The sequence below is a fragment of the Citrobacter sp. NCU1 genome (genome assembly GCF_010231475.1).
In the GTDB taxonomy this organism is placed as follows: Bacteria; Pseudomonadota; Gammaproteobacteria; order Enterobacterales; family Enterobacteriaceae; genus Citrobacter_D.
Window position 1 is genome coordinate 48,235 of record NZ_NRDO01000072.1, and the last position, 23,239, is coordinate 71,473.

The following is a 23,239-nucleotide window of genomic DNA, read 5'->3' on the forward strand; positions in this document are numbered from 1 at the left end:
CCTGTATCACTTCTACTACGGTGAAAAAAAAGAAGGCATCTTATGCCTTCTTTTATATGCGTAATCAGGGGTCAATTACAAATCATCAAGAAAAGTTTTATCCAGTTGTTTGAAAGCGCGCTTAAGCGTGTCAGCTAATGCCTGGTAATCAGGCTTACCTTCTACTGGCGCCAGCGCCTGCCCAGCCTCCTGTAATTTACTGCGAACCTCATAAAACCAACTCAAAATAGAGGGGGGCAGTGGTGTTACAGAGCGTTTACCCAGCCACCATAAACCCTGCATAGGCAAACTGAGAGCGAACAAGGCGGTCGCGACGGCAGGGCCTAACTGCCCTCCCAGCGCAATTTGCCAGCACAGCGTAAACACCGCGATGGGCGGCATAAAGCGAATGGCATAACGCGTCATCCGAATCACGCGATTCTCGACAAAAACGGGTGCGAGTCGTTTTTCCATTGGCCACGTCTTTGCGTAGTGCTGCCCCCGGCGAAACAAACTAAAAAAATTTACGGAGCGATTATCCGGTGTCGACATGGCTTTACCTCAACTTCACATACAAAAATTAAAATATTTGTGCAAAACAACAACTGCAGGGAACAACGTTCAAAACATTTTGTCTTCGATACCCACTATCGGGTATCCTGTGTCGGCCTGTATGGTCAGTAGTACAAAATTATTGAGTCGTCAAATTTACATACAGTATGCCATTGGCTGAAAAATACGCAAAATGGCATAGACTCAAAGGTATTTCTTCCATCATGCAGAAAAGATAATTGAGCATGATGTTAATCATAAATGTCAGCGTCATCATGCGCTACGCTCTATGGCTCACTGACGTTTTTTTAGCCACGTATCATAAATAGGTACTTCCATGTCGAGTAAGTTAGTACTGGTTCTGAACTGCGGTAGCTCCTCACTGAAATTTGCAATCATCGATGCAGTCAATGGTGAAGAGTACCTTTCTGGTTTAGCCGAATGTTTCCATCTCCCAGAAGCACGTATCAAATGGAAAATGGACGGCGGTAAACAAGAAGCGGCTTTAGGTGCAGGCGCCGCTCACAGTGAAGCGCTGAACTTTATCGTTAATACTATTCTGGCACAAAAACCAGAACTGTCTGCGCAGTTGACCGCTATTGGTCATCGTATCGTACACGGCGGTGAGAAGTATACCAGCTCCGTAGTTATTGATGACTCCGTTATTCAGGGCATCAAAGACTCTGCCTCTTTCGCGCCGCTGCATAACCCGGCTCATTTGATCGGTATCGCAGAAGCGCTGAAATCCTTCCCGAATCTGAAAGACAAGAACGTTGCCGTGTTTGACACCGCGTTCCATCAGACTATGCCGGAAGAATCTTATCTCTATGCCCTGCCGTACAGCCTGTACAAAGAGCACGGTGTTCGTCGCTACGGCGCGCACGGCACCAGCCACTTCTTCGTTACCCAGGAAGCGGCAAAAATGCTGAACAAACCGGTTGAAGAACTGAACATCATCACCTGCCACCTGGGCAACGGTGGTTCTGTTTCTGCTATCCGTAATGGTAAGTGTGTCGATACTTCTATGGGTCTGACCCCGCTGGAAGGTCTGGTGATGGGTACCCGTTCCGGTGATATCGACCCGGCGATTATCTTCCACCTGCACGATACTCTGGGCATGAGCGTTGACGCAATCAACAAAATGCTGACCAAAGAGTCTGGCCTGCTGGGTCTGACCGAAGTCACCAGCGACTGCCGTTACGTTGAAGACAACTACACCACCAAAGAAGACGCTAAACGTGCAATGGACGTTTACTGCCACCGTCTGGCGAAATACATCGGCTCTTATACTGCGCTGATGGATGGTCGTCTGGACGCCGTTGTCTTCACCGGTGGTATCGGTGAAAACGCCGCGATGGTTCGCGAACTGTCTCTGGGCAAACTGGGCGTGCTGGGCTTTGAAGTTGATCACGAGCGCAACCTGGCTGCCCGTTTCGGCAAATCTGGTTTCATCAATAAAGAAGGTACCCGTCCTGCGGTGGTTATCCCAACCAACGAAGAACTGGTTATCGCGCAAGACGCGAGCCGTCTGACTGCCTGATTTCACACCGCCAGCCTCGCTGGCGGTGCTGTTTTGTAACCCGCTGAAACCGGCGGTAACGAAAGAGGATAAACCGTGTCCCGTATTATTATGCTGATCCCTACCGGAACCAGCGTCGGCCTGACCAGCGTCAGCCTTGGCGTGATCCGTGCTATGGAACGTAAAGGCGTTCGTCTGAGCGTCTTTAAGCCAATCGCTCAACCGCGCGCCGGTGGCGATGCGCCAGACCAGACGACAACCATCTTACGTGCAAGTTCTTCTGTGCCAGCAGCAGAACCGCTGAACATGAGCTACGTAGAATCTCTGCTTTCCAGCAACCAGCAAGATGTGCTGATGGAAGAGATCATCGCGAACTATCACGCGAACACCAAAGATGCAGAAGTCGTTCTGGTTGAAGGTCTGGTACCGACCCGTAAACACCAGTTTGCTCAGGCTCTGAACTTTGAAATCGCGAAAACGCTGAACGCGGAAATCGTGTTTGTCATGTCTCAGGGCACTGACACCCCAGAACAGCTGAACGAGCGTATTGAACTGACTCGCAGCAGCTTCGGTGGTGCCAAAAACGCCAACATTACTGGCGTTATCGTTAACAAACTGAACGCTCCTGTTGACGAACAAGGCCGTACTCGCCCGGATCTGTCCGAGATTTTTGACGACTCTTCCAAAGCGAAAGTGGTCAAAGTTGATCCGGCTAAATTGCAAGAATCCAGCCCGCTGCCGGTTCTCGGCGCAGTGCCGTGGAGCTTCGACCTGATCGCAACGCGTGCGATTGACATGGCGCGTCATCTGAACGCTACCGTGGTTAACGAAGGCGATATCAACACGCGTCGCGTGAAGTCTGTCACCTTCTGTGCGCGCAGCATTCCGCACATGCTGGAACACTTCCGCGCAGGTTCTCTGCTGGTGACTTCCGCTGACCGTCCGGACGTGCTGGTTGCAGCATGCCTGGCCGCCATGAACGGCGTAGAAATCGGTGCCCTGCTGCTGACTGGCGGCTACGAAATGGACGCGCGCATCACCAAACTGTGCGAACGCGCGTTCGCCACTGGCCTGCCGGTATTTATGGTGAACACCAACACCTGGCAGACCTCCCTGAGCTTGCAGAGCTTCAACCTGGAAGTACCGGTTGACGATCACGAGCGCATCGAGAAAGTTCAGGAATACGTGGCTAACTACATCAACGCTGACTGGATCGAGTCTCTGACTGCGACCTCTGAGCGTAGCCGTCGTCTGTCTCCGCCTGCGTTCCGCTACCAGCTGACCGAACTGGCGCGTAAAGCCGGTAAACGTGTTGTGCTGCCGGAAGGCGATGAACCGCGTACCGTTAAAGCTGCCGCCATCTGTGCTGAACGTGGTATCGCCACCTGCGTACTGCTGGGCAACCCGGATGAGATCACCCGCGTGGCCGCCTCTCAGGGCGTTGAACTGGGTGCTGGCGTAGAAATCGTTGACCCGGATGTGGTGCGCGAAAGCTATGTGGCTCGCCTGGTCGAACTGCGTAAAAACAAAGGCATGACCGAAACCGTTGCCCGCGAACAGCTGGAAGACAACGTCGTTCTCGGCACCCTGATGCTGGAACAGGACGACGTTGACGGTCTGGTTTCCGGTGCCGTTCACACCACCGCGAACACCATTCGTCCGCCGCTGCAGTTGATCAAAACAGCGCCGGGTAGCTCCCTGGTCTCTTCTGTGTTCTTCATGCTGCTGCCGGAACAGGTTTACGTTTACGGCGACTGCGCGATCAACCCGGATCCGACTGCTGAACAGCTGGCAGAAATCGCGATTCAGTCTGCTGACTCCGCGATCGCCTTCGGTATCGAACCGCGCGTGGCAATGCTCTCCTACTCCACCGGTACTTCTGGTGCAGGTAGCGATGTAGAGAAAGTGCGTGAAGCGACCCGTCTGGCGCAGGAAAAACGTCCTGACCTGATGATCGATGGTCCGCTGCAGTACGATGCCGCTGTTATGGCTGACGTTGCGAAATCCAAAGCACCGAACTCTCCGGTTGCAGGTCGCGCTACCGTGTTCATCTTCCCGGATCTGAACACCGGTAACACCACCTACAAAGCGGTACAGCGTTCTGCCGATCTGATCTCCATCGGGCCGATGCTGCAGGGTATGCGCAAGCCGGTGAACGACCTGTCCCGTGGCGCGCTGGTTGACGATATCGTCTACACCATCGCTCTGACTGCGATTCAGTCTTCACAGCAACAGTAATATCTCGCCGGATAATCGAACAGATTATTTGGCGATGAGACGAAAAAGGCAGCCTGATGGCTGCCTTTTTTACGTCTGCAAAACAGTATTATTCTGTTTCTTCCGCCGTGGCGGTTTCATTCTTCGCATTGCGGGTCATCCACAGCGCCAACGCTTTCAGCGAGTCTGGCGTAAACTCATCGCAGCGCGCGGTAATCTCCTCGGGCGTCAGCCAGCAGACCTCACTGATTTCGGTTTCCTGAAGCGCAAACGGGCCGTGGGATACGCAGCTAAACAGTGCACCCCACACGCGGCAGTGTTTATCTTCGAAATAGAACTGGCCATGTTCAGCAAACGGTACGCCTGCAATACCCAGTTCTTCTTCCGCTTCACGGCGGGCAGATTCAAGCAATTGCTCATCTGCCTGTACCACACCACCCGCCGTGGCATCTAACATCCCCGGCAAAAAGTCTTTTGTTTCGGTACGACGCTGAACCAGGATTTTGCCCATGCCATCATGCACAACGATGTACGTTGCACGATGACGTAAACATTGCGCCCGCATTTGTTCGCGGCTGGATTGTGCGATGACTTCGTTGTCTTCATTCACAATATCCACCCATTCAGTACTTGCCAAACGACGCTGTTCCACCATCAGGAAACCTTCTTTATCTAGCGCTCTTACGGCGCGTTTACAATTGTGGGGTAAATTACGGATTAATTGTCATCTGCGCAATGAGACTTTGATCATTGAGTGCGATAACACGTAAAACATTATTATCCAGAATCCCGTAACTCGCCTTAAAGCCGCCTTTCGGGATGCTCACTGAACCTGGATTAAAGTGATATACCTCTCCCCGCTTTTCTGCAACAGGCAGATGTGTATGCCCATACACCAGCACATCTCCGGTATTTAATGCAGGAAGGTTCTCCGGACCGAAAAGGTGTCCATGTGTCAGAAACAGGCGCTGGTTTTCCATCAGAATCTGCTGCCAGGGTGCCGTTATCGGGAAATGAAGCAGCATTTGATCCACTTCGCTGTCACAGTTTCCTCGCACGGCAATGATCTGCCCGGCCAGTGTGTTAAGCAGGTCTGCAACCTGAGCAGGCGCATAGCCTTCCGGTAACGCATTGCGCGGGCCGTGGTTAAGCACGTCCCCCAGTATCACCAGCCATTGTGCACCGCTTTTAGCAAACAGTTCGAGTACACGTTCCGTTGCTGGCAACGACCCATGAATGTCTGATGCAAACATCAGTTTCATCACTCACTCCTCGTCGTAAATAACCCTTCTATGATACTGGAATACGCAGGGATTATCAGCCAGAACGCTTCGAGGAAAGCGCGATAAAACGCTGGACAGAAGCGCGCTGCCACTGGAATGCTGCATATTCAGCCAGCAATTCAGGCACCTCATCCCCCTGTAGCCGCAGGCGGTTAATCATTAACGCCAGATCGCTATCGGCAATGCACCATTCGCCAAATAAATTCGGTTTGCCGTGAGCGAGCAAATTGCCTGCCGTTTCAAACAATTTCGCGACGCTGGCTTTTCCCGCCTCGCTTAAAGGACCTTTTTTCGCGCCTGCGAACACCACATCCGTGGGGCGCTCTTCGCGAATTGGCATTAAATCACTTCGCAACCATGCCTGAATCTGGCGAGCGCGAGCACGTTTTTGCAGGTCAAGAGGATAAATGCGCTCCCATTGCGGCGGCGCAAAGCGATCTTCCAGATACTCCGCGATGGCCGAAGATTCGCTAAGCTCAAAACCCTCGATCTCCAGTACCGGGACACGACGGGTGAGCGCATAACCTTGCCAGGTCGGTTGTAAATGTTCACCGCTGTTCAGATCAACGGTTTTGAGGGTAAAGGGAAGCCCTTTCTCCTGCAGGGCAACGTAGACAGACATCACGTAGGGAGAAAAAAAGTTAGCGTCTGACCAGAGCGTTATCGCGGGCTTGCTCATAATATCCTCATTGATGTTTTGGCGTTATCACAAAATATAGAGTCTTTTACGCGCTGTCACTTGATGAAAACTCACGTACCGCAAGAGGCTTTCTATACTTGTGTTGATCAGCCATTTTTTCGATATGCACGGGAGCTGAAATGATCGACCTCTACTACGCCCCAACCCCCAACGGGCATAAAATTGCGCTGTTTCTGGAAGAGACCCGCCTTGACTATCGTCTGATCAACGTGGATATCAGTAAAGGGAGTCAGTTCCGCCCCGAATTTTTAGCTATCTCGCCCAACAATAAAATTCCGGCGATTGTTGACCATATGCCTGCAGACGGCGGCGCGCCGTTCAGTGTGTTTGAATCGGGTGAAATCTTGCTGTATCTGGCGGAAAAAACCGGGCAATTGCTGAGTGAAAAGTTACGCGAACGACATACTACGCTCCAGTGGCTTTTCTGGCAGGTCGGCGGGCTTGGCCCGATGCTCGGTCAGAATCATCACTTCAGCCACTTCGCACCACAGACCATCCCCTACGCAATTGAACGATACCAGATTGAGACACAGCGCCTGTACACCGTGTTGAACAAGCGTCTGGAGTCTTCCCCGTGGTTAGGCGGCGATCATTACAGCATTGCCGATATCGCTTGCTGGCCGTGGATAAATGCGCATCAACGGCAACGGATCGATCTCGATATGTTCCCGGCGGTCAATAACTGGTTCGAGCGCATCCGTACGCGCCCTGCGACAGTGCGGGCAATGCAGCACGCGCAGTAGACTGGCCATCGTTCGGAGATAAAGCGTTCCCATTCTCGTGTATCATGCAGATGTTCATACATGGAGGAGACCTGCAATGTCACAGTCTGACGCTATTATTCGTATAAAAAATCTTCGCCTGCGCACGTTTATTGGTATCAAAGAAGAAGAGATCAACAACCGCCAGGACATTGTTATCAATGTTGTTATTCATTATCCGGCGGAACATGCGCGCACCAGCGAGGACATCAGCGATGCGCTGAATTACCGCACCATCACCAAAAGCATCATTCGACATGTTGAGAGCAACCGCTTCTCATTACTGGAAAAATTAACTCAGGATGTGCTCGATATCGCACGTGAACATCACTGGGTCACTTATGCTGAAGTAGAGATCGATAAACTACATGCACTGCGTTACGCCGACTCCGTCTCAATGACGCTAAGCTGGCGACGCTAAGCGCAGACTTCGGGAGGCGGTATGGAAATAGTGGTAACCGGTGGTACTGGTCTGATTGGACGTCATTTGATCCCCCGTTTGCTGGAATCAGGGCATCAGGTGACGGTCGTGACGCGCAATCCTGAAAAGGCTCGCCAGATTCTGGACTCCCGGGTCATACTCTGGAAAGGGCTGGAGGATAAGAAAAACCTCAACCACGTTGACGCCGTGATTAATCTCGCCGGGGAACCTATTGCCGACAAACGCTGGACCGAACAGCAAAAGGAACGCCTGTGCCAGAGTCGCTGGAGCATGACACAAAAGCTGGCGGACTTAATTAACGCCAGCGACACGCCCCCTGCGGTGCTGATCTCCGGTTCCGCAGCGGGTTATTACGGCGATCTGGGTGAAGTGGTGGTAACAGAAGAAGAGCCCCCTCACAACGAGTTTACCCATAAACTTTGCGCACGCTGGGAGCAGATCGCCAGTAGCGCGCAAAGTGAAAAAACACGGGTTTGTCTGTTGCGGACCGGCGTGGTACTGGCGCCGAAGGGCGGGATTCTGGCGAAAATGATCCCCTCTTTTCGCATCGGGATGGGCGGACCTATCGGTACGGGTCGTCAATACCTGGCCTGGATCCACATCGATGATATGGTCAACGGTATTCTCTGGTTGCTCGATCACGAACTGCAGGGACCTTTCAATATGGTTTCGCCGTATCCCGTGCGTAATGAACAATTCGCCCATGCGCTGGGCCATGCGCTGAACCGTCCCGCCATTGTTCGCGTACCAGCCACGGCCATACGCCTGTTGATGGGGGAATCTTCAGTCCTGGTTCTCGGTGGACAACGCGCATTGCCCAAACGGCTGGAGGCTGCCGGATTTACTTTTCGCTGGTACGACTTAGAAGAAGCGCTGGCGGATGTAATCCACTGATCCTCTCTGCTGTTCATCACAATCGTTCCGGTGGTAAGGTTATATGCCTGGCTACCGGAATAACGACTTTATGGCGATCATTACGACATCACGACTCACACTCTCCCCTTTTCAACCTTCAGACTGGCTGTTTTTCCTTGCGCTGCGTGAAAACCCGGACATTATGCGTTTTATGGCCGATATCAGCCCGGAAAGAGAAACCCGCCTCCTGTTTGCCCGCCGCCTTGCCGCACAACATACCTTTGTGATTCGTGAGCAGGAAAACGGGACACCGCTGGGCGATATTGGGTTACAGATAAGCCATCTGCATCCGCAGGAAGCCGACGTCGGCTATACCGTGATCCCTTCGGCGCAGGGCAAAGGGATTGCCAGCGAAGCACTTCAGGCAATCTGTCAGTATGCCTTTACTCAAACGGGTGTGAATGCGATTAACGCTTACGTGCTGGCGGATAATACACCTTCCGCGCGTGTACTGGAGAAACAGGGGTTTGTACGTACTCAGGTGCTGGAGAAAGCGTATGAGGTCAATGGCATGCTCTATGATGACTGGGTCTATCGCCTGGAACGTAGCCCGGTATAAGCATCAGATGCACACGCCATAAAGACTATAAAACAAGCCCGGTTAGCGCTGTGGACCACCGGGCATAACGTTACTTCAACGATCCCTTAAGGAACTGCTGCAAACGGGGGCTTTGCGGATTACCAAACAGCTGCTCTGGATCACCTTCTTCTTCAATTTTCCCCTGATGCAGGAAAATCACGTGGGTGGAAACATGGCGAGCAAAGCCCATTTCATGGGTCACCACGACCATGGTTTTCCCCTCTTCCGCCAGTTGTTGCATGATGCGCAGCACTTCGCCCACCAGCTCCGGATCAAGCGCCGAGGTCGGTTCATCAAATAACAGCACTTCTGGCTCCATGGCCAACGCGCGCGCGATAGAAACGCGCTGTTGCTGACCACCGGAAAGATGCACCGGATATTTCCCCTGAGCGCGCTCATCAATGCCGACCTTCGCAAGGTACTTCACCGCGCGTTCGCGGGCTTCCTGCTTGCTCAGACCTAACACCTGAATGGGGGCTTCCATGACGTTTTCCAGTACGGTCATGTGGCTCCAGAGGTTGAAATGCTGGAACACCATCGTCAGACGCGTACGCAGCAAACGCAGCTGGTTTTTATCCGCCACCTTGAGCTGACCATCGGTGTCCCGGACCAGATTGATGTTCTGTCCGTTAACCACGATTAAGCCATCACTCGGTTTTTCGAGGAAGTTAATGCAGCGCAAAAAGGTACTTTTCCCAGAGCCGGATGAGCCAATAATGCTGATCACATCTCCGGCATTAGCCTGCAGAGATACCCCTTTCAGCACTTCATGCTCGCCGTAGTGTTTGTGTAAATCGATTACGTTTAATTTATTCTCAGACATCATGTTCTCAGTGCGTCGAAGGTTTTACATGCTGCAACCAGCGTTTTTCCGCTTTACGGAACAGACTGATCAGGACATACGAAATAATCAAATACAGTACAGCGGCGATACCGAATGCGGTAAACGGCTGATAAGTTGCTGAGTTGATATCGCGGGCGATTTTCAACAAATCCGGCACCGTCGCCGTAAATGCCAGCGCCGTGGAGTGCAGCATTAAAATGACTTCATTGCTGTAGGCTGGCAATGCAATTCGCAATGCCGAAGGCAAAATAATGCAGCGGTACAATTTGAATGAAGAGAAACCGTAAGCACGTGCCGCTTCAATCTCACCGTGCGGCACCGAGCGAATCGCCCCAGCAAAGATTTCCGTCGTATAGGCGCAGGTATTCAGCGTGAGCGCCAGCACCGTACAGTTAAGTCCACTGCGGAAAAACGCATTGAGGAAATCGGTACCTTTAACGATCTCCAGCGTATACATCCCGGAATAGAACACCAACAGTTGCACATAAAGCGGCGTGCCACGAAAAATATAGGTAAACAGCCAGATAGGAAACTGGATGAATTTGTTGCTTGAGACGCGACCGATGGCCATAAACACGGCCAGAATCCCGCCCATCACAACAGAGGAAATCAGCAACCACAAGGTGATCGCCACGCCTGTATAGCGATAGCCATCGCTCCAGAGCAAGGATTTCCAGTACTCCTGAATAATTTCGATCACAGGTCAGCCCTCTTCACACCCACGGAGTAACGACGCTCAAGAAAGAGCAGTACACCATTAGAGACCGTGGTAAATACCAGATAGATGACCCCACACACCACCGCGAAATAGAACGGTTCCCAGGTGCTTTTACCTGCCAACTGGGTAGCTTTGACCACATCTTCCAGTCCGAGGAGTGAAACCAGCGCCGTCGCCTTGAGAATAACCTGCCAGTTGTTGCCAATGCCGGGCAAGGCATAACGCATCATCGCCGGAAACATAATTCGGCGGAAGGTTTGCGAACTGGTAAAACCAAACGCCGTTGCCGCTTCAATATGCCCTTTAGGCACGGCCATAAACGCCCCGCGGAACGTTTCCGTAAAATAAGCGCCGTAGATGAATCCCAGGGTGATAATACCTGCAACCATTGGATCGATATCAATCTGTCCGATCCCTATCGCGTCAGTCACCGCGTTAAGTGCGATTTGCAACCCATAGAAGATCAACAGCATTAAAACCAGATCTGGCACCCCACGAATCAGGGTGGTGTATCCTTCGAAGATAAGCCCCATCGAGCGACTTTGCGAAAGCTTCGCCCCCGCGCCGACGAGACCGATAAGAACGGCCAGCACAACTGAGCTGAGAGCCAGCTCCAGCGTAACAATCGCGCCCTGTAAAATAACGCCTGAAAACCCGTACAACATGCTGCCTGTCCTGTCGTGTGTGGTAATGCTTCGCCTCTTTTTTCACCCTCCCGCATCAGCAGGAGGGAGTGGGCTTTATCAACTGCCGGGGGGATTAACCGCCGTAAACATCAAAGTCGAAGTACTTTTTCGCCAGCTTCTCGTAAGTACCGTCAGCACGCATTTCAGCAAATGCTTTGTTCAGGGCTTCGCGCAGCTCATTGTCTTCTTTACGCAGACCCATCCCGGTACCGACGCCGAACAGTTTCTCATCTTTCACTGACGGGCCGCCGAATTTGTAATCTTTACCTACAGGCTGTTTCAGAAAACCTTCGCTCGCAGCGACTTCGTCCTGGAACGCCGCATCAATACGTCCAGCAGTCAGGTCGGAATAGATATTGTCCTGCCCCTGATAAGAAACGATTTCAATGCCTTTTGGCGCCCAGTGTTCATTGCCGAACGTTTCCTGGGTGGTGCCCTGCAGTACACCTACACGTTTCCCTTTCAGAGATTCGATGGTGGGCTGGATGTCAGCCGCTTTCGCGACAACCAGACGAGAATCTGCGGCATAAAGTTTGTCGGTAAACGCGATTTCTTGCTGACGTTTTTCAGTGATGGAAAGCGAAGACATAATCGCATCGATTTTCTTCGCTTTTAACGAAGGGATCAGCGCATCCAGCGGGTTTTCCACGAAGGTACATTGTGTATTAATACGTTTGCACAGTTCTTTCGCCAAATCGATATCAAAACCGACTAATTCCCCCTGTGCATTCTTCGATTCAAACGGGGCATAAGTCGGATCGGTGCCGATACGAATTTTTTGTGGAATGGCTGCAAATGCTGCAGTAGCACTGGAGAAAGCCAGGACCAGAGAAAGAGACAACACCAGTTTTTTCATAACTATCCTCAACAGACTGTCTTTTATAGGGGATCTTTACAGGACCAGCAGCAGTTATCGTGCCATCAATCGGGCTGACAAGGCAAAGTATTCTACCTTGCCAGCATTATTAATTTGCATGAAAAACGCTTAAGTATGCATTCATGCTCATTTCGACAGCGACAATTGCACCATAACAGTGCCTGATACTTATCATGCACCATTTTGGTTAGCCAAAACGGTGCAGTAAATTTCCCACTGCGGCGAATCAGTCGCCGTAGACGTTAAAGTCAAAGTACTTTTTCGCCATTTTGTCGTAGGTACCGTCTTTACGCAGATCGCCCAGCGCTTTATCAAACGCGGCTTTCAGCTCGGTATCGTCTTTACGCAGACCAATACCGGTACCATCGCCAAAGTACTTTTTGTCTTTCACAGAAGGACCGGCAAACGCATAGTCTTTACCGGCAGGCTGTTTGAGGAACCCTTCGCTGGCCGCCACTTCATCCTGCAATGCAGCATCAAGACGTCCCGCCGTCAGGTCAGAATAGATGAGATCCTGGTTGGCATAGGCGACGACATCAACGCCTTTACTCCGCCAGGTATCGTTGGCATAGGCTTCCTGCGTAGACCCCTGCAGGACTCCAACATGTTTTCCTTTCAGTGAATCAAGGGTTGGCTGAATCGGCGACCCTTTTGCGGCAATCAGTCGCGAATCAGCAGCATAAAGTTTGTCGGAGAAGGAAATCTCCTGCTGACGCTTCTCGGTGATGGAAAGAGAGGAGATGATCGCATCAATTTTTTTCGCTTTCAGCGACGGGATGAGCGCATCAAAGTCACTGGCGACCCACGTACACTTAATCTGCATACGCTTACACATCTCATTCCCCAGATCGATATCAAACCCGACGAAATCCCCCTTGGCATCTTTCGATGAGAAAGGAGCATACGTGGTATCTGTTCCAATACGAACCGTCTGCGGAAGTGCTGCGTAGCTGGCCGCTGACGCGGAAAGTCCTACCAGCAGAGACAAAGCGAGAACCGTCTTCTTCATACATAACCCTCAAGTGGCGTAATTTTATTATGTTTTACGTTGTGTTGTGTGTTTGCAGACTTTTTCATGCAGGTCTTATGCCATTTTCACGTCAATGAGGATATTTGACGTTAAATTTGTTAATAAAACGTTGCAATATTGTCCTGATGTTGAAGATAGCAGGTATAGCGGTTGAACCGCAGCGTTTCGGTGAGTTTTGACGAATTAAATGTTGAGGATATGATCGCGGTTACAAAATTGCCCTGAAACAGGGCAACGGAATGAATTACGCCCGGGGAAAGCGCAAGTTACGCCCCTTGCCAGCGGGTAAAAAGATCCTGCGGCAGCGCAATATCAAATTGGTCGAGAACGCGATTAACCGTTTGATTAATCACATCATCCAAAGTCTGAGGACGGTGATAAAACGCCGGAACTGGCGGCATAATCACGGCGCCGATTTCCGCCGCCTGCGTCATCAAACGCAAATGCCCAAGATGCAGCGGCGTTTCACGTACGCACAACACCAACGGACGACGCTCTTTCAGTACCACATCCGCCGCACGGGTCAGCAACCCATCGGTATAACTGTGCACAATGCCGGAAAGGGTTTTAATCGAGCATGGCAAAATCACCATCCCAGCCGTCTGAAAAGAGCCTGACGAGATACTGGCCGCAATATCACGCGCATCATGGGTGACATCAGCGAAAGTCTGTACTTCACGTAAAGAAAAATCCGTTTCCAGCGAAAGCGTCTGCCGCGCCGCCTGACTCATCACCAGATGCGTTTCCACACCCGGGACATCGCGCAGCACCTGCAATAAGCGCACGCCATAAATTGCGCCGCTGGCGCCGCTGATCCCTACGATGAGTCGTTTCATGTTTACTTGCCCTTTCTTGCTTCAGGGCTGACTTTGCAGGATTTTACGGGGAGTTGCAAGCAAGGGCGCTAATGCGCCCTTGCCCGAAGAAGGAAATTACCCTTCGTTGTGCATTTCGAGGTTTTCGACTTCGTTCTGCCGTTGTACCGCTTTGGCATCGTCATTACGCAAGGTATCCAGAAAATCGAGATACTGCTGGTCAACGTCTTTCGTCACATACACACCATTAAACACCGAACATTCAAACTGTTGAATATCCGGATTCTCGGCGCGTACGGCTTCGATCAGATCGTTCAGGTCCTGGAAGATGAGACCATCTGCGCCGATTATTTGGCGGATTTCGTCGACTTCACGACCATGTGCAATAAGCTCCGTCGCCGTCGGCATATCAATACCGTAGACATTCGGGAAACGAATCTCTGGTGCCGCGGAAGCGAGATAAACTTTCTTCGCTCCGGCTTCACGGGCCATCTCAATAATCTGCTCGGAAGTGGTGCCGCGCACGATGGAGTCATCCACCAGCAGGACGTTTTTATCGCGGAATTCCGCGCGGTTGGCATTCAGTTTGCGACGCACTGATTTACGGCGCAGCTGTTGTCCCGGCATGATAAAGGTACGACCTACATAGCGGTTTTTCACAAACCCCTGACGGTACGGTTTACCCAGAATGCGCGCGATTTCCAGCGCGATATCACACGAGGTTTCCGGAATCGGAATGACCACGTCGATGTCCAGATCTTCCCATTCACGGGCAATTTTCTCGCCCAGTTTGGTGCCCATGTTCACGCGAGCGCTGTAGACGGAAATCTTATCGATAAAGGAGTCAGGGCGCGCAAAGTAAACGTACTCAAACAGGCAAGGATTGCTGACCGGATTATCAGCGCACTGACGGGTAAACAACTGGCCTTTTTCGGTGATGTACACCGCTTCGCCAGGAGCAACATCGCGTAGAAACTCATAACCCAGCGTATCGAGGGCAACGCTTTCGGAGGCAACCATATATTCGGTGCGTCCATCGCCAATGTCACGTTTGCCCAGCACTAACGGGCGAATACCATTAGGATCTCGAAACGCAACCATGCCATGACCGATAATCATCGCCACGCACGCATATGCGCCACGGATCTGACGGTTTGTCGCCACGATGGCCGCAAAAATATTATCGGCTTCCAGCGGATAATGGCGGAAGTTATCCAGTTCGCTGGCGAAAACATTGAGCAGGATTTCAGAATCTGAAGTGGTGTTGATGTGGCGACGTTTTTCTTCAAACAGCTTTTTACGCAACTCATGCGCATTGGTCAGATTGCCATTATGGGCAAGCGTAATACCATACGGCGAGTTGACGTAAAAAGGTTGAGCTTCGGAGGCGCTGGAGCTGCCAGCCGTAGGGTAACGCACATGACCGATGCCCATATTGCCTTGTAAACGCAACATGTGGCGAGCTTCGAAAATATCGCTCACTAAGCCATTCGCCTTGCGCAGGCGGAAGCAGTTGTTCGCATCGATGGTGATGATGCCTGCGGCATCCTGGCCACGATGCTGGAGCACCGTTAACGCGTCATAAATCGACTGGTTGACCGGCATAACACCGGCGATACCGACAATACCGCACATACGTCTTTTCCTCGTTAAGCCACATCTCAGAACTCAGTTATGTTCTGGGCAAGAAACTTGACGAGCTTTGCAGATAGTCAAAGAACCATCTGATGATGAAACTGAACTGCGGGATAAGCTGCGACTTACTCCAGTCTTCACTTTTCGACAGGCCTGTAAAGGTATCGAGAAAGAACAGAATGGCAGCAACTATCAACGCTCCTCGCAAAGCCCCGAAACAGATCCCGAGTACCCTGTCAGTCCCCGACAGACCGGTTTTCTCGACCAACTGACCTATCACAAAATTGACGATAGCGCCGACGATAAGCGTCGCGATAAACAGTATCGCGATAGCAATCCCATTTCGAACCAGTTCGTCATCAAAGCCCGTAAACCAGACAGACAGGTAAGTGTAGTAATGGCTGGCGACAAAGAAAGCACAACCCCATGTCACCAACGATAATGCTTCACGAACAAAGCCACGGATCAGGCTAACCAGACAGGAAAAACCAATCACCGCGATAATGGCGTAATCAATCCAGACCATACATGTCCCACGATTTTACGCCCTGTCGTCCTGTTCGGGGCGCATTCTAACAGAAAAAGAAAACGTTTGCGTAGGGATTTCCTTTCCACGCGTAAATAAAAATGGCGCTGAAAAAATCTTCAACGCCATCGTACTTTTTGCCTCAATGGGCATTGCCGGATGGCGCTGTAAACACCTTATCCGGCCTATCAAGTGTCGGGATACAGACCTGATAAGCGTGCCGCCATCAGGCCAACGACGTCACTTAATTCGGGCTATACCCCATCACCACACCACTTAAGCCTGAGATCTGCTGAAGCTCACCCAATGAACTTTTCAACTTGTCTTTTGACGCGTCAGGCCCAACGAGAATGCGGGTTATTTTACCCTGTACTGGCGTTGAGGGGGAAGTATATACCCGGAATCCCGCGCCACGAAGTTTACCGACTATCTCATTGACCTTGTCGGCATTTTTCAATGCGCCCAGTTGTACAACCCAGGCTTTGCCGGTCGGCGCTGGTTTTTCCTCGACGACCGGTTTCGGCGCAGGCGGCGGTGTCTGCGTCACAGCAACAGGTTGTTCACGCGGTGGTTGCGGCTTCGGCTTTTCAACCGGTTTGGGCTTGGGGGGTTCGACAGGTTCAGGAACCGGATCGAGATCGGCGGTGTTGTTCAACGCCAGTCGCGACGGATCCAGGGATGGCGCTGCCGCGTCCCCTGCCCTGACCTCTTCTGCCGCGCCTTCAGGCGGCTGGGTCGGTAGCGCCTGCGTCGCGGCAGGCATCATATCCGGCTCATCACGGTCACCGGGTTTCGGTACCAGCGGGATCGCGGCAAATTCATCCTGATAATGTTTTTTCTGCCCGTCAAGCAGCCCAGGAAGCACGATGACCCCAAGCGCGACCAGCACAATGGTGCCGACTAAACGATTCTGAAATTTACTTGCCACCGTTTCTCCCCGCGTCAATCACTTCCATGACATGTGCGACAGTGTGAAACGATCCACACACCAGCACGGTATCCTCTGGTTTTGCGTCCGCCATTGCAGCATGCCATGCCAGAGCAACGCTGTCATAGCTGTTACCGCTCCCCAGATGTTCCAGCAGTTGCTCCGCCGTCGCACCTCGCGGCCCTTCCAGCGGCGCGCAATACCAATCATCGACCACGCTTTTCAGCCAGGCCAGGGTTCCTGCAATATCTTTATCATGTAGCATACCGATAACAGCAAGCACTCGCCCACTTTTCGGCAACATTTTCATGCGTCCGGTAAGATATTCCGCCGCATGAGGGTTATGCGCGACATCAAGAATAACACGTGGTGATTCGCTCAAAATCTGAAAACGTCCCGGCAAAATAGCCTGGGTAATTCCCTCGCGAATCGCTTTGTCACTGACGTTCAGTGCACTGGCGCGTAGCGCGGCCAGCGCGCTGGCGGCATTAGGTTGTGGCACCAGCGGCAATGGCAAATCTTTTACTGTACCGTTGCAGTCGGTAAACGACCAGCTATCGCCAGACACCTCAAAATGCCAGTCCACACCCCGACGACGCAACAGCGCTCCGGTTTCCTGCGCAACATCGGCGATGGTGTAAGGCATTTCAGGTTCGCCGACAATGGCCGGTTTATGTGCACGAAAGATCCCCGCTTTCTCGCGACCGATGCTTTCGCGATCCGGTCCCAACCAGTCAGTATGATCCAGCGCGATGCTGGTCACGACAGAGACATCTGCATCCACAATGTTGGTAGCATCCAGACGACCGCCTAATCCCACCTCCAGAATCACCACATCCAGCTGCGCCTGTTTAAACAACCAGAGCGCTGAAAGCGTGCCGTACTCAAAATAGGTCAGCGAAATCCCACCGCGAGACTCTTCGATTTCTGCAAATGACGCGGTATGCGCAGACTCGGATAACTCTTGTCCTTGTATCCGCACACGTTCAGTGTAGCGCACCAGATGTGGAGAACTGTAAACACCGACTTTATAGCCCGCCGCCATCAGCACCGATTCCAGCGTGCGGCAGGTCGTGCCTTTACCGTTCGTTCCGGCCACCGTAAAGACAAACGGCGCCGGTTTAAGAACACCAAGACGTGCCGCAACCTGACTTACACGCTCAAGGCCCAGATCGATGGTTTTACTGTGCAGGTTTTCCAGATAAGAAAGCCACGAGGCCAGGGGCGACGCGGCTTTAGGAATACGTTTATTGTCCATGATTTATGTAAATTCGCTACGGTGAGAAAAGAAAAAGGGCAGCGCCGATGGCCCTGCCCTTTTCAGTTATCAGGCCTCTGCTTCCTGATCCGGTACCGGAGGCACCACCACACCTTCGCGCGGTTCATCCGGATTTGGCGCAGGGAGATTCATCAGCTTCGCCAGAACGCTTGCCAGTTTCAGGCGCATTTCCGGGCGGCGGACGATCATATCAATCGCGCCTTTTTCAATCAGGAACTCACTGCGCTGGAATCCCGGCGGCAGTTTCTCACGTACGGTTTGTTCGATGACGCGTGGGCCCGCGAAGCCGATCAGCGCTTTCGGTTCAGCGATGTTGAGATCGCCCAACATGGCGAAGCTTGCAGATACACCGCCCATTGTTGGATCGGTCAAGACGGAGATATACGGTAATCCACGTTCCTGCATTTTCGCCAACGCTGCGGAAGTTTTCGCCATCTGCATCAGCGACATCAGCGCTTCTTGCATACGTGCGCCGCCGGAAGCGGAGAAGCAGATCAGCGGGCAGTTATCTTCCAGCGCCTGTTCAACGGCACGAACGAAACGTGCGCCGACGACAGAGCCCATAGAACCGCCCATAAAAGAGAATTCAAACGCCGCAGCGACAACGGGCATGCCATGCAGCGTGCCTTTCATCACGACCAGAGCGTCTTTCTCTCCGGTTTCTTTTTGCGCGGACGCCAGTCTGTCTTTGTATTTCTTGGAGTCACGGAACTTCAGCACGTCTTTCGGCTCAAGTTCGCTACCCAGTTCCACAAGAGTCCCTTCATCTAACAGGCTATGCAGGCGATTGCGCGCCGACATGCGCATATGATGATCACACTTCGGACAGACCTCAAGATTACGTTCCAGCTCAGCACGGTATAAAACCTGACCGCAGCTATCACACTTAGTCCACACCCCTTCAGGAATGCTTGCCTTGCGGGTGGGAGCAATGTTGCTTTTAATTCGTTCAATCCAGCTCATTAGTGACCTTTCTGCCTGAACCTGGTTCGATGCCAGTTTTATCTTTGGGGGCGCATAATGCCATTTTTGCCCCCAACAGACCATGAATGTTGCACATTAAAACATAACAGCCCGAAACTTTGGATAAAAAAGTGGTCGAACCGCTGAGTTACTTTCTATTTTGCGGCACGTGAAGCCGCTCGCTTATGGCGGATTATTTCAATAACACCCGGTAATACTGAGAGCACAATAATCGCCACAATCAACAATTTCAGGTTTTCCTGAACAACCGGCAGATCGCCAAACAGGTAGCCTGCATAGGTAAATAGCAGTACCCAAAGCAATGCGCCCGTCACGTTGTACAGCGCAAAATGGCGATAAGACATATGTCCCATTCCCGCAACAAACGGTGCAAATGTACGCACAATGGGGACAAAACGCGCCAGAATAATGGTTTTACCGCCATGACGTTCGTAGAACGCATGGGTTTTGTCCAGATAGCTGCGACGAAAGATCTTCGAGTTAGGATTGCTGAAGAGTTTTTCGCCAAACAGTCGGCCAATTGTGTAGTTCACCGCATCGCCTATAATCGCCGCCACCACCATCAACCCCACCATCAGGTGAACGTTGAGATCGTTGGATGGCAACGCAGAAAGCGCTCCCGCCACAAACAGTAGCGAGTCACCTGGCAGAAACGGCGTGACCACAAGGCCGGTTTCGCAGAACAGGATGAGGAACAGAATGGCATAAACCCACACGCCATATTCCGCCACCAGTTCCGCCAGGTGCACATCAATGTGCAAAATAAAATCGATAAGGAAGTAAATCAAATCCATATTTGCTTTTGCCTTTTGTACCCGTCATATTCCGGGTATGCCATTCTGATTAGTCCGCCAGAAACAGCGGGCCCATCGGCGGTTTAGGAAGTTCAAACCGGTCAGGGTAATCTACCGCAACCAGATACAATCCTTCCGCTTTCGCCGTTGCTGCAGAAAGCCGTCTGTCCTTAGCCGCCAGTAACTCTGCGATCCAGCTCTCCGGCTGGTTGTGGGCGCCCACTTCCATCAGGCTACCGACAATATTCCTTACCATATGATGTACAAAGGCATTTGCTTTGATATCGACCACCACATACGCACCATGACGCGTCACATTAATGTGCATCACATTACGCCACGGCGTGCGTGACTGGCACTGCACTGCGCGAAACGAGGTAAAATCGTTTTCACCAATCAGGCACTGTGCCGCCCGGTGCATACGTTCTGCATCCAGCGGCTCATAATGGTGCGTAACACCCTTACCTAAAACCGCCGGACGCAACCGATGATTGTAGATGATGTAGCGATAACGGCGAGCCGTTGCGCTAAACCGGGCGTGAAAATCATCAGGTACAGCTTTCACCCAACGCACAGCGATGTCACCAGGCAAATTCGCATTTACGCCCAGCGTCCACGCTGCATCTTTACGCTGAGCGGTAGTCTCAAAATGCACCACCTGCCCAGTACCATGCACACCAGCGTCCGTACGACCCGCACAAAATACATTGATACGTTCGTTGGCCACCTGCGAAAGCGCCTTCTCCAGCTTTTCCTGGACACTGCGCACTTCGTTCTGACGCTGCCAGCCATAATATTTACTGCCGTCGTATTCTATACCCAGCGCAATTTTATGAACTGACGGTTGTTGCTGGTCAGACATTAGTACAAATACTCCTGAACCAGTTTTTCAGCAATTTTCACCGCCATCAGCGCGCCGCCAAAACGGACGTTATCGGCAACTGACCAAAACTGGACCTGTTCCGGCATACCGTAATCGTTACGAACACAACCAACGGAAAGCTGCGGATTACCAGAAGCATCGCCAACCTGGGTCGGGAAGTCTGTCTCTTCAGACAAGACAATGTCCTCACCGCGAGAAAACGCATCACGCGCCTCTTCCGCTGCCAGTGGGCGCAGCGCTTCAAAATTCACCATCTGCGCGTGCCCGTAAAACACCGGCGACTGTACGCAACTGGCAGAAATCATTAATCCCTCATCCTGCATAATTTTGCGGACTTCATCGACGATACGGCGCTCTTCACGCACGCTGCCTTCGCGATCCGGCAACAGCGGCAGCATGTTGAATGCCAACTGGCGACCAAAATAGTCATCTTCGTCAATCGGAATGCCGTTAAGCAATTTCGCACTTTGACCAGCCAGCGCATCGACCGCTTTTTTACCGTGTGCGGATGCTGACAAAATGTTCGTCACCGTGATGCGAGAAAGTCCCCCTTCGTCGATCAGAGGTTTCAATGCAGAGAGCAACTGGCTGGTCAGGCTGTCAGGAACGGCAATCACGTTGCGGTTACGATAGTCCGCCAGCACAAACGGGTTAACGTCCGGCACGACCAGCGGAACATCCGGCTCCAGGGCAAATAACCCGCTGCTGTCAATCACCAGACAACCGGCATTGGTGGCTTCTTCAACCCATGCAACTGAGGCCGCAACCCCGGCGACAAAAAACGCCAGTTGCGCCTGCGTCCAGTCAAAATCAGCGACATCCTGCACGATGATGGATTTACCGTTAAAGCGTAAATGCTCGCCAGCGCTTTCATTACGCGCCAGCGCATAGATTTCACCGACCGGGAACTGGCGTTCGGCCAGCGTTTCGAGCAGAGCTTCGCCTACGGCACCCGTGGCGCCCAGGATGGCAATATTCCAGCCTTCAGACATGGTGATTTACTCCAGAAAAACATAAGCGTCCCTGCCGAATTATTCGCCAGGGAGCATTAAGAAGACATTAATGTGTTGGGTGGTAAACAGCAGTAAAACCCAGTTTATTCAACAGCGTTGCCGTTTCAGCGTCATCACACATCACAGACAAAGATGACCACTCACGGCGCTCAAGGTAATTCTTACGCAGTTTATCAAACTCACCCGGAACCCCGGCCACTTTTCGCAGCGGGGCATCGTCGCGCCGCACATCATACACCAAATGTACCAGCCTTTTCAGCGTCGGCTGATCTAACGGGCCATGAAGTGTGATGCGGCCAAATTCTGGCGCGGGTAACAGCGTATCCAGCGCAACTTGCTGCGCATTAGCAATAAATGCGCTATACGCTTCAAAAACCTGCGTGGTGCCGCGCGCTTTCCCTTCCAGGGTATATCCCGCGATATGCGGCGTACCAACGTCGATCTTTTCCAACAATTCGACATTGAGCTCGGGCTCACCTTCCCAGACATCCAGCACCACACTTAACGGTTGCCCGGCATTCAGTCGCGCCAACAAGGCAGCGTTATCCACCACCGGGCCGCGACTGGCATTGACCAGAATGGTTCCAGGCTTCAGGCGGCGAATCATCGCGTCGTCAGCCAGATGCAGCGTCTTGTATTGCCCTTGTTTAAAAAGCGGCGTGTGGAAGGTCAGAATGTCGGCTTCCTGCACCAACTCTTCCAGAGAGCGGAAATCGCCCTCGTCTCCACGATCGGCGCGCGGCGGATCGCACAGTAAAGTCCGAATGCCCAGCGCTTCCAGTCGCGCCTGCAAACGACCGCCGACATTCCCTACACCGATAATGCCCACGGTACGATCGCGTAAAGTAAAACCATCGCGTTCAGCAAGCATCAGTAACGAGGAAAAAACATATTCGACAACCGCGATGGCGTTGCAGCCAGGCGCAGAAGAAAAACCGATCCCGGCCTGTTTAAGCCAGGTTTCATCCACATGATCAGTGCCTGCCGTCGCCGTTCCGACAAACTTAACGGACTTTCCACTCAGCAACGATTCGTTCACTTTGGTCACCGAACGCACCATTAACGCATCTGCGTCTTCGAGTTCAGCAACGGGAATGGGGCGACCAGGAACCGCTTTTACCTCCCCCAAACGACTGAACAATTCGCGGGCATAAGGCATATTTTCATCAACGAGGATTTTCACGTCTATCGTACCTGTTTGAGAACGAGAGTTAACCGGGCAAGTGTGCCATAATCTTGCCGCCAGGCATACTGCGAGACCTGGTTTGCAACGATTTAA

At 52.1% G+C, this 23,239-nt stretch carries 25 protein-coding genes; 6 read left to right on the forward strand and 19 right to left on the reverse strand.

Going from position 1 to position 23,239, the window contains the following annotated elements:
- Positions 1–75: 75 nt before the first annotated feature.
- Positions 76–531, reverse strand: coding sequence for a terminus macrodomain insulation protein YfbV (gene yfbV / locus CJP72_RS20105; RefSeq protein ID WP_162383090.1), 456 nt, complete (start codon positions 529–531; stop codon positions 76–78).
- Positions 532–868: 337 nt separating this feature from the next.
- On the opposite strand from yfbV, the gene ackA reads away from it, so the two are divergent.
- Both ackA and pta read left to right on the forward strand, forming a co-directional pair.
- A complete protein-coding gene (gene ackA / locus CJP72_RS20110) occupies positions 869–2,071 on the forward strand; it encodes an acetate kinase (protein ID WP_162383091.1) in 1,203 nt (400 codons plus the stop codon).
- 75 nt (positions 2,072–2,146) lie between these two features.
- Positions 2,147–4,288 carry a phosphate acetyltransferase gene (gene pta / locus CJP72_RS20115; protein WP_162383092.1) on the forward strand — a complete coding sequence of 714 codons (2,142 nt, stop codon included), beginning with the start codon at positions 2,147–2,149 and terminating at the stop codon, positions 4,286–4,288.
- An 88-nt stretch (positions 4,289–4,376) separates the two neighbouring features.
- Here the strand turns inward: pta and yfcD are convergent, their stop codons facing one another.
- From yfcD to yfcF, 3 genes are read right to left on the reverse strand one after another with little or no spacing between them, the layout of a single operon-like run.
- Positions 4,377–4,922: an NUDIX hydrolase YfcD gene (gene yfcD, locus CJP72_RS20120; RefSeq protein ID WP_162383093.1), complete on the reverse strand. Its 546-nt coding sequence runs from the start codon at positions 4,920–4,922 to the stop codon at positions 4,377–4,379.
- Positions 4,923–4,977: 55 nt separating this feature from the next.
- Positions 4,978–5,529: a phosphodiesterase gene (gene yfcE, locus CJP72_RS20125; RefSeq protein ID WP_162383094.1), complete on the reverse strand. Its 552-nt coding sequence runs from the start codon at positions 5,527–5,529 to the stop codon at positions 4,978–4,980.
- Between the two features lie 55 nt (positions 5,530–5,584).
- Positions 5,585–6,229, reverse strand: a complete 645-nt coding sequence (gene yfcF / locus CJP72_RS20130; protein ID WP_162383095.1) for a glutathione transferase — start codon at positions 6,227–6,229, stop codon at positions 5,585–5,587.
- A gap of 140 nt (positions 6,230–6,369) precedes the next feature.
- Here yfcF and yfcG point away from each other — a divergent pair, with 140 nt between their 5' ends.
- From yfcG to CJP72_RS20150, 4 genes are all read left to right on the forward strand, one after another.
- On the forward strand, positions 6,370–6,993 hold the full coding sequence (gene yfcG, locus CJP72_RS20135) for a GSH-dependent disulfide bond oxidoreductase (RefSeq protein ID WP_162383096.1): 624 nt from the start codon (positions 6,370–6,372) through the stop codon (positions 6,991–6,993).
- Between the two features lie 76 nt (positions 6,994–7,069).
- Positions 7,070–7,432: a dihydroneopterin triphosphate 2'-epimerase gene (gene folX / locus CJP72_RS20140; RefSeq protein WP_162383097.1), complete on the forward strand. Its 363-nt coding sequence runs from the start codon at positions 7,070–7,072 to the stop codon at positions 7,430–7,432.
- A 21-nt stretch (positions 7,433–7,453) separates the two neighbouring features.
- Positions 7,454–8,347: a TIGR01777 family oxidoreductase gene (locus tag CJP72_RS20145; RefSeq protein ID WP_162383098.1), complete on the forward strand. Its 894-nt coding sequence runs from the start codon at positions 7,454–7,456 to the stop codon at positions 8,345–8,347.
- Between the two features lie 70 nt (positions 8,348–8,417).
- Positions 8,418–8,927: a GNAT family N-acetyltransferase gene (locus tag CJP72_RS20150; RefSeq protein WP_162383134.1), complete on the forward strand. Its 510-nt coding sequence runs from the start codon at positions 8,418–8,420 to the stop codon at positions 8,925–8,927.
- Positions 8,928–8,997: 70 nt separating this feature from the next.
- On the opposite strand, the gene hisP is transcribed toward CJP72_RS20150, so the two are convergent.
- From hisP to pdxB, 15 genes are all read right to left on the reverse strand, one after another.
- Entirely contained in the window at positions 8,998–9,771 is a 774-nt protein-coding gene (gene hisP / locus CJP72_RS20155) for a histidine ABC transporter ATP-binding protein HisP (RefSeq protein WP_162383099.1), read from the reverse strand.
- 7 nt (positions 9,772–9,778) lie between these two features.
- On the reverse strand, positions 9,779–10,492 hold the full coding sequence (gene hisM, locus CJP72_RS20160; RefSeq protein ID WP_162383100.1) for a histidine ABC transporter permease HisM: 714 nt from the start codon (positions 10,490–10,492) through the stop codon (positions 9,779–9,781).
- The gene (locus tag CJP72_RS20165; protein ID WP_162383101.1) at positions 10,489–11,175 is read right to left on the reverse strand and encodes a histidine ABC transporter permease HisQ; all 687 of its coding nucleotides are present in this window, start codon (positions 11,173–11,175) and stop codon (positions 10,489–10,491) included. Before CJP72_RS20165 ends, hisM begins: the two co-directional genes overlap by 4 nt.
- A gap of 94 nt (positions 11,176–11,269) precedes the next feature.
- Positions 11,270–12,052, reverse strand: coding sequence for a histidine ABC transporter substrate-binding protein HisJ (gene hisJ, locus CJP72_RS20170; protein ID WP_162383102.1), 783 nt, complete (start codon positions 12,050–12,052; stop codon positions 11,270–11,272).
- A 247-nt stretch (positions 12,053–12,299) separates the two neighbouring features.
- Positions 12,300–13,082, reverse strand: a complete 783-nt coding sequence (gene argT / locus CJP72_RS20175; RefSeq protein WP_162383103.1) for a lysine/arginine/ornithine ABC transporter substrate-binding protein ArgT — start codon at positions 13,080–13,082, stop codon at positions 12,300–12,302.
- Between the two features lie 287 nt (positions 13,083–13,369).
- Positions 13,370–13,939 carry a flavin prenyltransferase UbiX gene (gene ubiX, locus CJP72_RS20180; RefSeq protein ID WP_162383104.1) on the reverse strand — a complete coding sequence of 190 codons (570 nt, stop codon included), beginning with the start codon at positions 13,937–13,939 and terminating at the stop codon, positions 13,370–13,372.
- Between the two features lie 96 nt (positions 13,940–14,035).
- On the reverse strand, positions 14,036–15,553 hold the full coding sequence (purF, locus tag CJP72_RS20185) for an amidophosphoribosyltransferase (protein ID WP_162383105.1): 1,518 nt from the start codon (positions 15,551–15,553) through the stop codon (positions 14,036–14,038).
- A gap of 37 nt (positions 15,554–15,590) precedes the next feature.
- Complete coding sequence (gene cvpA, locus CJP72_RS20190) at positions 15,591–16,079, reverse strand: colicin V production protein (RefSeq protein ID WP_162383106.1); 489 nt, start codon at positions 16,077–16,079, stop codon at positions 15,591–15,593.
- A 244-nt stretch (positions 16,080–16,323) separates the two neighbouring features.
- A complete protein-coding gene (gene dedD / locus CJP72_RS20195) occupies positions 16,324–17,007 on the reverse strand; it encodes a cell division protein DedD (RefSeq protein ID WP_162383107.1) in 684 nt (227 codons plus the stop codon).
- Entirely contained in the window at positions 16,997–18,265 is a 1,269-nt protein-coding gene (gene folC / locus CJP72_RS20200; protein WP_162383108.1) for a bifunctional tetrahydrofolate synthase/dihydrofolate synthase, read from the reverse strand. The genes dedD and folC overlap by 11 nt, the downstream gene beginning before the upstream one ends.
- Positions 18,266–18,334: 69 nt before the next feature.
- Complete coding sequence (gene accD, locus CJP72_RS20205) at positions 18,335–19,249, reverse strand: acetyl-CoA carboxylase, carboxyltransferase subunit beta (protein ID WP_162383109.1); 915 nt, start codon at positions 19,247–19,249, stop codon at positions 18,335–18,337.
- Between the two features lie 155 nt (positions 19,250–19,404).
- Positions 19,405–20,064: a DedA family protein gene (locus tag CJP72_RS20210; RefSeq protein WP_162383110.1), complete on the reverse strand. Its 660-nt coding sequence runs from the start codon at positions 20,062–20,064 to the stop codon at positions 19,405–19,407.
- Between the two features lie 49 nt (positions 20,065–20,113).
- Positions 20,114–20,926 carry a tRNA pseudouridine(38-40) synthase TruA gene (gene truA, locus CJP72_RS20215; RefSeq protein WP_162383111.1) on the reverse strand — a complete coding sequence of 271 codons (813 nt, stop codon included), beginning with the start codon at positions 20,924–20,926 and terminating at the stop codon, positions 20,114–20,116.
- The gene (locus CJP72_RS20220; protein WP_162383112.1) at positions 20,926–21,939 is read right to left on the reverse strand and encodes an aspartate-semialdehyde dehydrogenase; all 1,014 of its coding nucleotides are present in this window, start codon (positions 21,937–21,939) and stop codon (positions 20,926–20,928) included. The genes truA and CJP72_RS20220 overlap by 1 nt, the downstream gene beginning before the upstream one ends.
- Positions 21,940–22,006: 67 nt before the next feature.
- The gene (gene pdxB / locus CJP72_RS20225; protein WP_162383113.1) at positions 22,007–23,143 is read right to left on the reverse strand and encodes a 4-phosphoerythronate dehydrogenase PdxB; all 1,137 of its coding nucleotides are present in this window, start codon (positions 23,141–23,143) and stop codon (positions 22,007–22,009) included.
- Positions 23,144–23,239 lie beyond the last annotated feature (96 nt).

What these genes read in the sequence shown, in the direction of transcription:
- yfbV (WP_162383090.1), bottom strand. Translation starts at nt 531, where the DNA reads ATGTCGACACCGGATAATCGCTCCGTAAATTTTTTTAGTTTGTTTCGC.
- ackA (WP_162383091.1), top strand. Translation starts at nt 869, where the DNA reads ATGTCGAGTAAGTTAGTACTGGTTCTGAACTGCGGTAGCTCCTCACTG.
- yfcD (WP_162383093.1), bottom strand. Translation starts at nt 4,922, where the DNA reads ATGGTGGAACAGCGTCGTTTGGCAAGTACTGAATGGGTGGATATTGTG.
- yfcE (WP_162383094.1), bottom strand. Translation starts at nt 5,529, where the DNA reads ATGAAACTGATGTTTGCATCAGACATTCATGGGTCGTTGCCAGCAACG.
- yfcF (WP_162383095.1), bottom strand. Translation starts at nt 6,229, where the DNA reads ATGAGCAAGCCCGCGATAACGCTCTGGTCAGACGCTAACTTTTTTTCT.
- yfcG (WP_162383096.1), top strand. Translation starts at nt 6,370, where the DNA reads ATGATCGACCTCTACTACGCCCCAACCCCCAACGGGCATAAAATTGCG.
- folX (WP_162383097.1), top strand. Translation starts at nt 7,070, where the DNA reads ATGTCACAGTCTGACGCTATTATTCGTATAAAAAATCTTCGCCTGCGC.
- CJP72_RS20145 (WP_162383098.1), top strand. Translation starts at nt 7,454, where the DNA reads ATGGAAATAGTGGTAACCGGTGGTACTGGTCTGATTGGACGTCATTTG.
- CJP72_RS20150 (WP_162383134.1), top strand. Translation starts at nt 8,418, where the DNA reads ATGGCGATCATTACGACATCACGACTCACACTCTCCCCTTTTCAACCT.
- hisP (WP_162383099.1), bottom strand. Translation starts at nt 9,771, where the DNA reads ATGTCTGAGAATAAATTAAACGTAATCGATTTACACAAACACTACGGC.
- CJP72_RS20165 (WP_162383101.1), bottom strand. Translation starts at nt 11,175, where the DNA reads ATGTTGTACGGGTTTTCAGGCGTTATTTTACAGGGCGCGATTGTTACG.
- hisJ (WP_162383102.1), bottom strand. Translation starts at nt 12,052, where the DNA reads ATGAAAAAACTGGTGTTGTCTCTTTCTCTGGTCCTGGCTTTCTCCAGT.
- argT (WP_162383103.1), bottom strand. Translation starts at nt 13,082, where the DNA reads ATGAAGAAGACGGTTCTCGCTTTGTCTCTGCTGGTAGGACTTTCCGCG.
- ubiX (WP_162383104.1), bottom strand. Translation starts at nt 13,939, where the DNA reads ATGAAACGACTCATCGTAGGGATCAGCGGCGCCAGCGGCGCAATTTAT.
- purF (WP_162383105.1), bottom strand. Translation starts at nt 15,553, where the DNA reads ATGTGCGGTATTGTCGGTATCGCCGGTGTTATGCCGGTCAACCAGTCG.
- cvpA (WP_162383106.1), bottom strand. Translation starts at nt 16,079, where the DNA reads ATGGTCTGGATTGATTACGCCATTATCGCGGTGATTGGTTTTTCCTGT.
- folC (WP_162383108.1), bottom strand. Translation starts at nt 18,265, where the DNA reads ATGGACAATAAACGTATTCCTAAAGCCGCGTCGCCCCTGGCCTCGTGG.
- accD (WP_162383109.1), bottom strand. Translation starts at nt 19,249, where the DNA reads ATGAGCTGGATTGAACGAATTAAAAGCAACATTGCTCCCACCCGCAAG.
- CJP72_RS20210 (WP_162383110.1), bottom strand. Translation starts at nt 20,064, where the DNA reads ATGGATTTGATTTACTTCCTTATCGATTTTATTTTGCACATTGATGTG.
- truA (WP_162383111.1), bottom strand. Translation starts at nt 20,926, where the DNA reads ATGTCTGACCAGCAACAACCGTCAGTTCATAAAATTGCGCTGGGTATA.
- CJP72_RS20220 (WP_162383112.1), bottom strand. Translation starts at nt 21,939, where the DNA reads ATGTCTGAAGGCTGGAATATTGCCATCCTGGGCGCCACGGGTGCCGTA.